Raw genomic sequence first — 12,191 nt, 5'->3', positions numbered from 1 at the left:
CAGCTAACACTATTCAGGCTTGAGGTCACGAACATCGAGGTCTCCAGCGAGATACTGTTCTCCCAGTCGGGTTATATCGTAGACTCCGTTGCCAAGGTGGACGAGAAGACCGTAGGTGATCAAAGTCTTACAGCGAGCATTGATGTGTTGCCGAGAGAATCGAACCCGATCGCTGTCTGCCATTTCCTTCGGAGTGTCAGGCCCATCCTCAGAGAGATGCTCAAGAATCCGGTCATCGGCGCGAGACATCCATTCAGCATCAAAGCGCATAATCGCTTCTGGTTGCGCCGACGCTATCCCAAACGCGCTAAGTCAAGTAACAAATCTCTAAGCTTCTGTAATTGACTCCGAACTGTTTAAACGCCTTCTAACTAGTGCTTCAAGTGTTCAAATGTATACCTCGCCATCGAACAGTTCCAACGGACCAGATGATCTCGTGGTCGAGATCGTCGAAACACTGGAGGCCTGCGGACTAGAGTACGACGCTTATCAACTGCATGAGTACGTCGATGTTGAAGCACTCGATAAGTTGATAGCCTCACCAGACGGCAATGTGACTGTTAAATTTACTGTCGAGGGGATTCGACTGAGTGTGTCAGCGGAGGGCGTGGATATTCTTGTGGAAGAGTAGCCCAGTTTCATTGGTAAGTGGGTCGGGAAGTGCCAAGAGCTACTCACCCTGGCTCGAGGATATCACTACAGGAAGCAATTTTCAGCCAGTCGGAGATACCTTAGTGAACGACCCCACCCTACTCGCTTACCGATGACGTGATTAATTGTAGATCCTGATTTCTTTTGCAGTAATAACGACCCGATGGTCCCAGATCTGGGTGCTGAGATAGAGCGGGCGATTCGAGGACCATTGGAGGGTATCAAAGACATCAGGATTGATCCAATCGACGAGCCGTGTTGGACGGATTGATCGGCAGTAAGCTCTGATTACTGGAGTCCTTCCAAAACCACTGATTGTAGGAAGTAGAAGACCCACAGTATAAAATATACTTTGCTTACCATGGGATATACACATTATCTTCGATTAATAACTTCATAATATGATACAATCAAGCAGATACACCGCTATAACAGATCTAAACAAGCATGGCACGATGATGCTACAAGGAAAGCCTCCTAATGGGACGATATACATTGTTGAGTGCGTAGACGCCGACGTGGAGACTAAACTCGAGAGAGTCAAAATTGGCACAGATCTCGATGTAGAGGTAAAACGAGTGGGGCGGCGCGGTAATGCGTGGCGTGCAACAGCAGTAGAGGAGTTGAACACTCGTAAACAAGACGAAGAATATGAGATCTGATGTACCAACTAGTGGCGGGCTTCGAAAGCTTAGAACTGTGTTATAACATAGATCAATCACCGCACGTATCACAGCGAGTTAACGAGCAAATCAATGTTTTACAATTGAGCCGCAAAATTTAATATAAATTTTGTTATATTTGATTACAATTAAGCCATTTCAATATGAACGAAATTCTCCTTGAGTCGATCATCGAGAGCATTGCGGAGGTAGAGGGCGTTGAACCCAGCGACCTTGATTCGCAAATCTATTACTACGTCTCAACTGACGCAATTACTAACTTGAATAATCATGAGAGTAATTCATGGCGACTCCAGTTTGAAATTCCAAACCACGTCGTAGAAGTCACAGGAAACGGTGAGATACTCATCGACGGAGTACAAATGGAAAAGGTAGATTGAGAATTACGTTGTGTTTTTGAAATAATCTGAGGCGAGATTTCACTCTGCGGTGAACTTTATCCCGGTGACCTCGAACCGTGCGCCCCCGTCAGGTCCGTCTGTTACACGGATATTCCAGCCGTGAGCCTCGACGGTCTGCTTGACGATCGTCAGCCCGAAGCCTGTTCCTTCCTCTCTTGTCGAATACCCGTCCTCGAACACGTACTCACGTTCGGCGGTATCAATACCGATACCGTCGTCTTCGACGTAGAATCCATCGTCTAATTCACCAACCGTTACCGTCACGTTTTCGCCCCCGTGTTCGATGCTGTTTCGGAATAGATTCTCGAAGAGTTGTTTTAGCCGTCCCTCATCCGCTTGAATCGGCTGCATACTCTCGACGGAAAGCGTCGCAGTGCCCGTTTCAACATTCGCCCAGCACCTAGTGATAATCGTGGAGAGGTTGATCTGTTCGGTGTCTGCGACTGTCGAAGGGGACCGTGCCAGCGTGAGTACGTCGTCGATCAGCGATTCCATCCGCCTGTGAGCGCGCTCGATCGGTTCGAAATGCTCGCTGTCGAGTTCGTCGGATGCGAGGTCTAGTCTCCCTTGTGCGACACTTAGTGGATTTCGGAGGTCGTGTGACACCGTCCCTGCGAACTTGTTCAACCGTTCGAGTTTTGCTTCGAGCTCCCGTTGATGAGATTTCCGGTCAGTAACGTCACGGCTGACGATGAGATGCTGGTTCGGCAAAAAGTAGGGCACAGCCGTGTACTCAATCGTCTGTGGACCCCCGTCAGCACTCAACACGTCTACTTCGTCGCGTTTCATCTCCGCGGCCTGGGCTGCCCCCCACTCCGCCTCGAAGTCGAACTCTGTCGGTAGAAACTCTTGCATCGAGCGGCCCAGAAGCTCGCTTCGTTCCTCGCCGTAGATCTGTGCCGCTTCCGCGTTAACTTCTAAGATACTCCCTTCGTCGTCAGTGATGGTGATGCCATCGCCCGCCTTTTTAAACGCCGCCTCGTACTGCTCTAGCTTCTGGATACGGTTCGTTCGCTCTGTAACGTCTTGGGCCGCCGCGACCACTCCCGTGACCGTTCCAGCGGCATCTCTGAGCGGTGCTGCCGAAAGTTCTAGCTGTAAGACGTCGCCATTCTTCGCTCTCCTCGTGACTCTCAGATCACGAATTGTTTCACCCGATAGCAAACGGGCGAACCGATCTTCAAACGATCCGCTCTGGACGGCGTCCAACAGGCCCAGTGACTTTAACTGTGTCCCGATCACCTCATCTCTGGAGTAGCCGAACACGTCTTCCGCCGCGTCGTTCCACAGTTCGATCCGCCCGTCGACGTCCAAAACGAAGATCGGGTCCGGCGAGATCTCAACGACCGATTCGAGCCGCTGAGTGGCTTCGGCGAGTTCGCGTTCTCGGCCTTTCTGAGCGGTGATATCCGTTGCAATACCGCACGTGGCCGACACGATTCCGTCGTCAAAAATCGGACAGATCCGCGTTAGAAACGTTCGGGTACTGTCGCTCGTTTCGACCGTTTCTTCGATCTCGACCGGCTCGCCCGTTTCCCAGACGCGCTGATCGTTTGCCTGGAATTGCGATGCAATGTCTTCCGAGAACAGATCGTCGGCCGTCTCTCCGTTGACCGGAGCGTCAGTTTCGATGCCGAACAGCTCTCGGAAATGTTGATTTATCAGGACGTATCCGTCGTCGGCGTCTCGGATCCACATCGCCGCGTCCACGTTGTTCATTACGGTTCGGAGCTGTCGAGTCCGGGAGTCGAGGATCCGTTCGCGTTCTTTTCGGTCGGTGATATCACGGCTGATGATGAGCGACTGGCCGGGCACAAAATCTGCTTTCGCCGTACATTCGATCAGACGACGCGTCCCGTCTGTGCTCTGTACCGACATCTCACAGTGTCTCGAATCACTGTCGGCGTTCTCCCAGATCGTGTCGTAGCCGACGTTATCAGGGAGAAACTCTCCGATCGAACGGCCGAGCAATTGCTGTTTATCCAGCCCATATGTCTGGGCTGCTTCGGTGTTCACGTCCAGAATGTGTCCCTCTTGATCGGTGATCGTCATCCCGTCGCCGGCCTCTTCGAAGGCGGATTTGTACCGATCGCGCGCCCGGGAAAGCGAAGCAACTTGGTCTTCAGTAGTCGAAACCTGCTGTCCCGGCACGGACACGGTCACCGTGGTCCCGTCGTCACTGGATGTGGCGTCGATCGAGCCGTCGTGGTTGGTCACGATCCAGTAGACGAGCCACAGTCCCAGCCCTGACCCGTGAGTGAGTGGAGTCTCGGAACCTGCCTCGAATACGTCTATTTCGTGTTGGGCTAACCCCGGCCCGTCGTCCGAGACAGTGATCTCGACCGCGTTCGGCACGCGGGTAACGGTGATCGTGACCGTGGGAGTGGTACCGCTGTGCTTGACCGCGTTCTTGATCAATTCTGTGATTGCTCGCTCGAAACTCGGCAGGAGGTCGGCGGTGATTTGTTCGTCCGAAAGTACTGAGATCGAAGCTTGCGGGTGTTCTTGCTGGATTTCGTCGGCAAGTTCTTGAACGAGCGCTTGGACATCGGTCTGGACGCTCTCCTCTGTACTGGCGATGATACGATCCAGTTCGCCCGCCTTTTCGCCAAGGTCTATGAGGCGATCGATGTTGCGAAGCGAGATCTCCCCAATGGTTTTGTTGTCCAGCTTATCGGCCATAATCTGGGTATATCCGCGGATAACGGACATGTTGTTCCGCAGGTTGTGCCGGAGAACGCGGTTGAGCACCACAGCGAGATTGGTCTGTCGAGTGAGTAATGACTCGTGGCGCTCGTTCTCGAGTTCGCGTTCGAGCATGCGGGCGATCAGTTCCGTAAACATCGTCTCGCCCTCATTGTACGGATCAGCACGGGGATTCTCTGAAACGAAACAGAGCGTACCGTACGGTTCGCCATCGAGGACGAGCGTCGTGCCGTGATAGCAGTGGAGTCCGTGCGCCTCGAATGCAGGGTCATCGGCCCACCCTTGGTTTGGGGCGTCGTAGAGTGCGATCTGGTCGTCGGCTCTGATCGTTCGTCTACAGTACGTTGTCTCGAGATCGAGTTCCAGCCCGGGCGGGAAGTCTCCGTCGGCCGAATCTGTACTCATGATGGCTTCCCAGTGATCGGTCTTCTCGTCGATCCGTGTGAGGTGCGCGTTGTCCACACTTAGATACCGTCTCCCGAGTTCGAGCGCAATCCGAGCTTTCTGGTCGAATGAACGATCACTGCGCATCACCTCGTAGAGTTGCTGTCTCGCCTGACTTGGCGAAGGCGTCTTGTCTTGGTTGTCACTTAATTCAGAGAGATCAAAATCAATTTCTGTTTCGATACTGTCACTCATATTTTACTATCACGACATCGGATCCGACCAACTCTGAGACACCTCTGTGATCGTGATCTGCCTATTCGTCGACAGTGAGTGTTCTCAAGAGTGGAACTGAGGGCCAGGAGAAGCTGTACCGCTTGTGAACTGGTACTAGAACTTACTTCCCAGTGATTGGGTTCCTCGATACTTATTGGATATTTATCGTTTACTGATAGAAATTCTCTACCGAACTCCAGGACCTGCTTGATTTTGTCTTTAGAGATGTAATTCAGATGTGTTACGTCAGTCAGTTGTTCTCTAACCCGCTCCGAGCCCCCTATTGATTCGTCGTCAGCCGGTTTACTCTTTTCAGGCTCAGAAGTCTCTTTCATATATTATGTCTAATCATATCAACAGTTAGATTGAGGGCTTGGTCAACAATCCAATTTATATGTAGATATTACTCTGAAATCAAAATTTGACGGGGAATAGTAGCAAAAACGAGCGACTGAACGATCAACGCCCCTCTTCCGGGGTCGGGCAACTAATTAGACTTCAATGTTTGTCTTTGGGGTTGGTCTACAATGGAATTTATAAGATTTGACTCAGACGATCAGTTAAGATTACATTAGGGAGGGATTATTACATTAGAACGTCATTACCCATTTGATGAAATATGAGATTGATACTGAGGAGTCAGTAAGTCACGGAGTTACGATTGCCGTAAGTAAATTGGAGAATATCGCGATCTCTGATCTTCCGGAACTAATCACGGCGATAGACCCCGATGCATTAGATACAATATTTGTAGATAGAACAAATGCCTGTGTCTCATTTGCGTACAGTAACTCCATTGTTAAGGTATACAATGGAGAATATCTCACAGTCAATGCTGCTTGAAATCCTCCCCGCCCTGAACAGTAGCTGCCGAGCCTCTCAACGCGCCGCATATCGAGGATGCTGATCGCCAAATTCGGCGCATTCTATTTATACATCCCATTATTGAACAATAACTGAAGACTGTTGGCCGATACAAACTGATTCGGCAACTACTGTAAGGATCCAGGTTTTAGTCTTCCTGTTTATCGACCAACAGCGTGTTCATCACTATCGTGGATATTCCCCGCCGAAGACGTTCAGTGACGGCCTGATCAGAGATGTCAAACGTGTCTGCGAGCTCTTGTGTCGATATCTGCCGCGGCAGCGAGTAGTATCCAGCCTCTACAGCGTGCGTAAGCGTTTCGCGTTGCGGCGGTGTTAATCCGTACCAAGGCCCTGCATCGGGTTTCGTTGGATTGTAGATTCGTTTGATCGACACCTTGATCTCCTCCGTAATATAGAATTCCTGGAATTTCGAGAGCGCCTCATGACTCGGAAATCTAAGTTCGAGTTTCCACGTGTCGGCGGTTCCGGTTGCATCCAGTAGTACCGCGTCCAGATCGAGAATCCGCCGCAGCAGCGAGGAGTCAGATGGTTCCCAGTCCAGCGAGTATAGCGTTTCGTCCCCGTGTGTGTTGACGAGTTGGATCGCGTTGACTGACGGGTGCTCGCGGACGGAGCGTTCGAACATCTCCCGTTCGTCGTTCCGGATCCGAATGAAAGGTGTAGGTCTCCCACCTAACGGCACCATTGTTTCGAGCGTGATCTGAGTTGCCCCTTCGACCCGGAGGATCCGTCCCAACTCGAACGCCCCGGATGGAATAGTTAGCTCGACAATAACACTCATTCAATACGTGTCCGTTCTGACGCAACTGCGTTAAAGCCTCGGTAGAGGTCTTCTTCTGACGAATGTGTCCATGGTGTACCATGCTTTTCGGTAGTGTTATGACGTGTGAGGATGTGAGTAATAATGTAAGAGACACGCGACTACGGTCCCGTTATTTGTACAGCGGCAATTCCCACACGGCTCCAACCAGAGCCCAGTCGCATGTGTCCCACACTATGACAACTGAGTTCACACCCGACGACGAGCTGTCGAGTACAGAGGAGTTCGAGGCCGCCCTCGGTCGGGTGATCCTCGCCGCGCTTGAGAACGATATAGATCCGCTCGGAACGTGGGAATACCGCGCCGACAAAGGCTCGGACATGGAGGTCATGGTCGTCGAGCTGGCGGACTAACGCTCGGCTACCCACGCCGGTGGGTGCTATGTTAAGTTCCATGGTCGACCATCCCGAGAGGGTTCACATACAGGGACTGATATTCTTGTATGATGGATGCTCTCGATTCACCTAGTCATCCGGATGAACAGTCCGAATCGGGAGAGGCTGTCGCCCATCGTCTTCTCGAAGGTATCTCCAGTCACGCGATCTTCATGCTCGACGCCGACGGAAACATAATCTCGTGGCCCGCACCAGCGGTAGCACTCTACGGACACGACGCAGAAGCGGTGATCGATCGGACCGTGAGGCTGTTGTTCGCCGACGACGAAGACGGGTCAGAGCCCAATCCCCTCCCTGAAGAGTTCTTTGAGGAACCGAAAACTGACGTGGTTGAGTTCGAACACTGGCATCGGCGGGCCGACGAATCCGTCTTCTGGGGAACGCTGACGCTGTCTCCTCTGTGGAACGAAACGTTTCACGGGTACGCAGCGGTTAGTCAAGACACAACAACGACGAAGGAGTACGAACGGATGTTGGAGCGCCAAAACGACCGTCTCAAAGAGTTCACCGATATCCTCGCGCATGATCTCAGGAACCCACTAAACATTATTGAAGGGAATATGACCCTGTACGAGGACACCGGTGACGAGAAGCATCTCAAAACGATCAACGAGACGATCAAGAGGATGGGACGGCTCGTCGAGGATCTGCTCCGCGTGGCGCGACAGGGCAACGTCATCACCGACCCAGAACCAACTGATATCGGTGACGTCATTGAGACGGCCTGGCAGAGCTTGAACGCCGACGCCGGTGTAACCCTCCGATACGAGACGATTCCGTCGGTGAGCAGCGAACCCGACCGACTCTGTGAGCTGTTCGAGAACCTGTTCCAGAACGCCGTGGACCATGGTGGGGGTGACGTAACGGTCCGTGTCGGCCCGCTCGACACAGGTTTCTTCATCGAGGATGATGGTCCAGGAATCTCCGACGAGCACAAAGGGGATGTCTTCAATCATGGGTTCACCACAAGCGACGACGGCCACGGCTACGGGCTTTCAGTAGTTCGGACGATCGTCAACGCACATGGGTGGGATATCATCGCCACCGACGCGCGATCCGGTGGGGCGAGGTTCGAAGTGACCGGAATCGACTTCCTCGGCTGATCTCGGCATTAGGTCATTGGCCCTGTTGAAATCCTCTTCTTCAGACATATTCTCGCCTGAATTAGCCGGTCAATGAGAGCTGCGTATTGAGCAGCACACTATTGATCACAATCAGTGAGACTCCAGGCTGATAGACCATCCAGGGCTCGTATTGCACGCTTGTGCGGAGTAGAGAACCCCCTGCTACTTCCCTGTGGGGAAACATAACATACTATGAGCAGGGAATCGTCGGATTCCGAAGAAACCTCTCGGAAACAGGGAGTGGAAGACCCGGACCACCGGTCAGGCCACGAGTACGAGCAGTTCGTCGATTTCTTCGAGAACTCGCCGGTGCCCATGCATTGGGTTGGACCCGACGGAACCGTCATCCATGCCAATCAGGCCGAATTGGACGCTCTCGGATACTCCCGTGAGGAGTACGTCGGGAGTCACATCGCCGACTTCCATGCGGATCAGGACGTTATCGACGATATTCTCGACCGACTGCGTTCGGATGAGGAATTGAACGACTACGAGGCGCGGATGGAGCGGAAGGACGGCTCTATTCGACACGTCTTGATCGATTCCTGCGTGAACAGGGAGGATGGCGAATTCGTTAACACCCGCTGTGTCACGCATGACATCACCGAACGCAAAGAGCACGAACGTGAACTGGAGGAAATCTACGGGCGAATCTCGGACGCGTTTTACGCACTCGACGAGAACTGGGAGTTCACCCATCTCAACGAGCAGGCCCACGACGTGATCAATCCAGATGGACGTGAACTCGAAGGAAAGAACGTCTGGGACGAGTTCCCGGCAGCGACAGAGCGGAAGTTCAAGCCGAAGTTCGAACAGGCGATGTACGAACAGGAAACCGTCTCCTTCGAAGAGTATTACCCCGAACCGTTGAATGCCTGGTTCGAGGTGCGGGCCTACCCCTCCGAGACGGGGCTATCGGTGTACTTTCGAGATATCACGGACCGCAAAGAGCGTGAGCGTCAACTCCGTGAATCGGAACAGCGCTACCGGACGCTCGCCCAGTCGTTCCCCAACGGAATCGTCACGCTGTTTGACGAGGAGTTGCGATACACGCTGGCTTCTGGACGCGCCTTCGAGTACCTCCCCGTCGCCGCAGCGGACGTGGAAGGATCTACCCCGAGAGAAGTCTGGGGGGATGTCGGTAGAGACGTATTAGAACCGGCGTTTGAGGCCGTCCTTGACGGGCAAGAGCGGTCCGTGGAAGTGGAATATAGTGGTTGGTACTGGGTGATTCATGCAGTCCCGATCACGGATGAGTCGGGGAACGTGCTCTCGGGCATGACAATAGCCCAGGACATCACCGAGCGGAAACACCGTGAAGAAGAAATTGCCGACCGAGAACAAGCACCATCCGTCTTCAGTTAAGACTCACACCTCGGTTGTGTAGCGGTAGCGAGTGTCTCTTGTAAGATTGGTCGTTGCTTGTGGACCTTTTGAGCGTCTTCGATCAGCCGGTCGAGCAGCGGCGGTGGTGAGTAGCCGAGGAACTCACCGAGTTCGTGGAGCAAAAGCTGGGCGTGCGACCGAAAGGTCGCCGCCCAGCGCTCTGTCGGAAACACAAGCTCATCATCCGCCTGCTCAGTGACTAGATCCAACAGATCGCGGCTTACAAGCAGCGACAGCAGCGCTGCGTACAATAAGATCCTCACCACGTGTTCGTCACTCGTGTCGAACTCGTCTAGTTCGTACTGTGTCTTCAGCTCCCGGAACAGCAACTCAACTTCCCACCGACAGCGGTAGATCTCCGCTAAATCCGCCGGAAAGAACTCTTTCCTCGCTAAATTCGTCATGTACAGGTGGTAGTCGTCGGCGTCCTCGTCGCGGACGCCGACGACGCGAAATCGCTTCGTATCTAGCGACTGCGTCCCATTATACGGCCCTCGTTTGAACTCTACTTCGACTTCTACATCGATGTACTTCCGATCGAGATCGTTGAGAACAGCTCGGAGCTGCTTGCCCTCTAAGGGAATGGCGCGGCCGCGCCATTCCCGTAATTCTGCCGTAATCACCGGGTTCGCGTTCTGCTTCAGCCGACTCACGAAGTAGCCGTCGTTCTCGTCGATCAGCGCAAACCGGCGGTACTTGAAGTAGGCGAGATCGAACAGCATGAGGCGATTCTCAAGCCACGGCCCTGTGTTGAACAAGGTGCTGTCGTGTGTTTTCTCGTCAGCAGTATCGATCCGTTCGATCGTCTGCTCTGTGGCATTGTGGAGCAGGTGGAGCTTCGCTCCAGCCTGCTCCTCATGGCGGGCTTCGAACTGATCTGAAAGAAACTCATGTAACCGCAACACCGTTCCATCGGCGATCATCACGTCTCTAAATCGGTCGATATCAGCGTCAACAGCATCAGGAACAGCGACCTCGTCGAGACCGCGCTCGACGAGGTCGCGGAGGTACTCCGCAAGCGTCGGCGTCAACCGCTGATAGAACCCGCTGGGCGAGATTGTCTCATCGGCAGTTGAGTTGTAAGATCGTCTGAACCCGGCGAGTGTTCGGCTTTCGCCTGCGGCGAAACCGAACACAAATGTCCAGACAAAGGCAGGGATCTGAAGCTTGCGGTCACGTTCGACCACGCCGAGTTCCTCGGCGTGCTCTTCGAGAAACTCAGAGGGAAACAGTGTAGTGAGCCGACGCATAATCCGAGATGAGGAGCCGTTGGGCACAAACTCGGCTTCCTCATTCCTTCCGAAAGATGTCTCGATAAGCCTCCGCTATCACGCGGTTTCTTGCTTAACTGAAGACGGATGGTTCACTAAGTGAGTACCGTGCGACAAGCCCACGGTAACACGGCTGATTCGCTCCGATTTCGGGCACATCTAGACGTACTGTGTGCGAATTTTTGAATTATATAAATAGCATTGCTGACCATCCCTAAGGGGTACTTGTTGTTGAAAGAAGTATAATCCATGATAGACGCTGATTCATTAGCCTTTGATTTCTCGTTACCGGGCACGGAAGGCGATGAAATCAGCAAATACCGATTGAGCAACCACACGAACGGTGGGGCAGTAGTGCTCGTGTTCTACCCGTTCGATTTCAGCCCTATCTGTACCGAGGAACTCTGTGGATTTCGGGATGCCGAGTGGCTCACATTCACCGATGATGTCGAGGTCTTCGGGATCTCCCGTGACTCGTGTTACGCCCACAAACGATTCATTCAGAAGTACGATCTCTCGTTTCCCCTATTGAGCGACACGGAAGGCGAGGTCATCAAGGAATTCGATCTCATGTACGATGAGTGGGAGCATCACACAGGAGTTCCGAAACGAGCGCTTGTGACACTCAACGAGTCGCACGACATCTGCTACAAGTGGCAAACGGAAGACGCGTATAACAGTCCCAATATGGATGAACTTGAACAGAGTGTGCTCTCCTTAGTAGACAAACAGCCTCAATGATTTCCTCTGCTCCGAGAAATGTCAATGCCTAACGTTCTCCATCATATATGTGCCGCAGAAGGAGGTTCTGCTCAGCTTCAGTACCACATCCAAGATCCCGAGTGGGTAACCATTCAATTCGTCTTAGTTGATGATGGCCAGTTCGGCGGGCGCTTGGAATCGCTGGATGACGGGAGCAAGTACAATATTCTCGTCAACATGTCGGATTGGCTCTCGAATACCGCTGATCAGCGAGTACCACTCTACCGAGAGAGTATCCTCGATGAGCCAATCAAACGAACAATTCTCCCACCTTGCCCCGACCAAAAGCCCTCACGATGGATCGTCGCTTCCTACACGTCGGAAAACTCTTACTAGAGTTTCCTTGACCGTTCTTCGGTAGCAGATTGTTGACCAGTTCTCAGCAGTAACTGGAAGTCACAGCGGGCAAGGATGACGCGGTCGCGTCACCCGACGAACGATGTT

12 protein-coding genes are annotated in these 12,191 nt (G+C 52.8%); 8 read left to right on the top strand and 4 right to left on the bottom strand.

Annotated features, from left to right (window positions below; all coding sequences use genetic code 11):
- Positions 1-9: 9 nt before the first annotated feature.
- Entirely contained in the window at positions 10-270 is a 261-nt protein-coding gene (locus F3H10_RS16565) for a MarR family transcriptional regulator (protein WP_149784091.1), read from the bottom strand.
- A gap of 121 nt (positions 271-391) precedes the next feature.
- Between F3H10_RS16565 and F3H10_RS07040 the strand changes: the two genes are divergently transcribed.
- From F3H10_RS07040 to F3H10_RS07030, 3 genes are all read left to right on the top strand, one after another.
- Positions 392-631: a HalOD1 output domain-containing protein gene (locus F3H10_RS07040; protein WP_149784090.1), complete on the top strand. Its 240-nt coding sequence runs from the start codon at positions 392-394 to the stop codon at positions 629-631.
- A 475-nt stretch (positions 632-1,106) separates the two neighbouring features.
- Positions 1,107-1,313 (top strand): hypothetical protein, encoded by a 207-nt coding sequence (locus F3H10_RS07035; RefSeq protein ID WP_149784089.1) that lies wholly within the window; start codon positions 1,107-1,109, stop codon positions 1,311-1,313.
- A gap of 164 nt (positions 1,314-1,477) precedes the next feature.
- On the top strand, positions 1,478-1,714 hold the full coding sequence (locus F3H10_RS07030; protein WP_149784088.1) for a HalOD1 output domain-containing protein: 237 nt from the start codon (positions 1,478-1,480) through the stop codon (positions 1,712-1,714).
- A gap of 39 nt (positions 1,715-1,753) precedes the next feature.
- Here F3H10_RS07030 and F3H10_RS07025 read toward each other — a convergent pair whose 3' ends face one another.
- On the bottom strand, positions 1,754-5,080 hold the full coding sequence (locus tag F3H10_RS07025; RefSeq protein WP_149784087.1) for a PAS domain S-box protein: 3,327 nt from the start codon (positions 5,078-5,080) through the stop codon (positions 1,754-1,756).
- A gap of 633 nt (positions 5,081-5,713) precedes the next feature.
- On the opposite strand from F3H10_RS07025, the gene F3H10_RS07020 reads away from it, so the two are divergent.
- Complete coding sequence (locus F3H10_RS07020; RefSeq protein ID WP_149784086.1) at positions 5,714-5,944, top strand: HalOD1 output domain-containing protein; 231 nt, start codon at positions 5,714-5,716, stop codon at positions 5,942-5,944.
- A gap of 169 nt (positions 5,945-6,113) precedes the next feature.
- Here F3H10_RS07020 and F3H10_RS07015 read toward each other — a convergent pair whose 3' ends face one another.
- Positions 6,114-6,770, bottom strand: coding sequence for a helix-turn-helix domain-containing protein (locus F3H10_RS07015; RefSeq protein WP_149784085.1), 657 nt, complete (start codon positions 6,768-6,770; stop codon positions 6,114-6,116).
- A 215-nt stretch (positions 6,771-6,985) separates the two neighbouring features.
- On the opposite strand from F3H10_RS07015, the gene F3H10_RS16020 reads away from it, so the two are divergent.
- The 3 genes from F3H10_RS16020 to F3H10_RS07005 all read left to right on the top strand — a co-directional run bounded on the left by F3H10_RS16020 (position 6,986) and on the right by F3H10_RS07005 (position 9,693).
- Positions 6,986-7,162: a hypothetical protein gene (locus F3H10_RS16020; protein ID WP_188127891.1), complete on the top strand. Its 177-nt coding sequence runs from the start codon at positions 6,986-6,988 to the stop codon at positions 7,160-7,162.
- A gap of 89 nt (positions 7,163-7,251) precedes the next feature.
- The gene (locus F3H10_RS07010; protein WP_149784084.1) at positions 7,252-8,307 is read left to right on the top strand and encodes an ATP-binding protein; all 1,056 of its coding nucleotides are present in this window, start codon (positions 7,252-7,254) and stop codon (positions 8,305-8,307) included.
- A 213-nt stretch (positions 8,308-8,520) separates the two neighbouring features.
- Positions 8,521-9,693: a PAS domain-containing protein gene (locus tag F3H10_RS07005; protein WP_149784083.1), complete on the top strand. Its 1,173-nt coding sequence runs from the start codon at positions 8,521-8,523 to the stop codon at positions 9,691-9,693.
- Here F3H10_RS07005 and F3H10_RS07000 read toward each other — a convergent pair.
- Positions 9,690-10,964 carry an IS4 family transposase gene (locus tag F3H10_RS07000; RefSeq protein ID WP_128904732.1) on the bottom strand — a complete coding sequence of 425 codons (1,275 nt, stop codon included), beginning with the start codon at positions 10,962-10,964 and terminating at the stop codon, positions 9,690-9,692. The genes F3H10_RS07005 and F3H10_RS07000 overlap by 4 nt on opposite strands.
- A gap of 270 nt (positions 10,965-11,234) precedes the next feature.
- Here F3H10_RS07000 and F3H10_RS06995 point away from each other — a divergent pair, with 270 nt between their 5' ends.
- The gene (locus tag F3H10_RS06995; RefSeq protein WP_149784082.1) at positions 11,235-11,726 is read left to right on the top strand and encodes a redoxin domain-containing protein; all 492 of its coding nucleotides are present in this window, start codon (positions 11,235-11,237) and stop codon (positions 11,724-11,726) included.
- Positions 11,727-12,191: the final 465 nt, after the last annotated feature.

The organism is Halorubrum aquaticum (assembly GCF_900113615.1).
Classification (GTDB): Archaea; Halobacteriota; Halobacteria; order Halobacteriales; family Haloferacaceae; genus Halorubrum; species Halorubrum aquaticum.
This window is presented reverse-complemented; position numbering and strand designations above follow the sequence as displayed.

Bases quoted from the DNA above. Each gene is read 5' to 3' on its own strand.
- F3H10_RS07035 (WP_149784089.1), top strand. From the start codon at position 1,107: ATGATGCTACAAGGAAAGCCTCCTAATGGGACGATATACATTGTTGAG.
- F3H10_RS07040 (WP_149784090.1), top strand. From the start codon at position 392: ATGTATACCTCGCCATCGAACAGTTCCAACGGACCAGATGATCTCGTG.
- F3H10_RS16565 (WP_149784091.1), bottom strand. From the start codon at position 270: ATGCGCTTTGATGCTGAATGGATGTCTCGCGCCGATGACCGGATTCTT.
- F3H10_RS07030 (WP_149784088.1), top strand. From the start codon at position 1,478: ATGAACGAAATTCTCCTTGAGTCGATCATCGAGAGCATTGCGGAGGTA.
- F3H10_RS07025 (WP_149784087.1), bottom strand. From the start codon at position 5,080: ATGAGTGACAGTATCGAAACAGAAATTGATTTTGATCTCTCTGAATTA.
- F3H10_RS07015 (WP_149784085.1), bottom strand. From the start codon at position 6,770: ATGAGTGTTATTGTCGAGCTAACTATTCCATCCGGGGCGTTCGAGTTG.
- F3H10_RS16020 (WP_188127891.1), top strand. From the start codon at position 6,986: ATGACAACTGAGTTCACACCCGACGACGAGCTGTCGAGTACAGAGGAG.
- F3H10_RS07020 (WP_149784086.1), top strand. From the start codon at position 5,714: ATGAAATATGAGATTGATACTGAGGAGTCAGTAAGTCACGGAGTTACG.
- F3H10_RS07010 (WP_149784084.1), top strand. From the start codon at position 7,252: ATGATGGATGCTCTCGATTCACCTAGTCATCCGGATGAACAGTCCGAA.
- F3H10_RS07000 (WP_128904732.1), bottom strand. From the start codon at position 10,964: ATGCGTCGGCTCACTACACTGTTTCCCTCTGAGTTTCTCGAAGAGCAC.
- F3H10_RS06995 (WP_149784082.1), top strand. From the start codon at position 11,235: ATGATAGACGCTGATTCATTAGCCTTTGATTTCTCGTTACCGGGCACG.
- F3H10_RS07005 (WP_149784083.1), top strand. From the start codon at position 8,521: ATGAGCAGGGAATCGTCGGATTCCGAAGAAACCTCTCGGAAACAGGGA.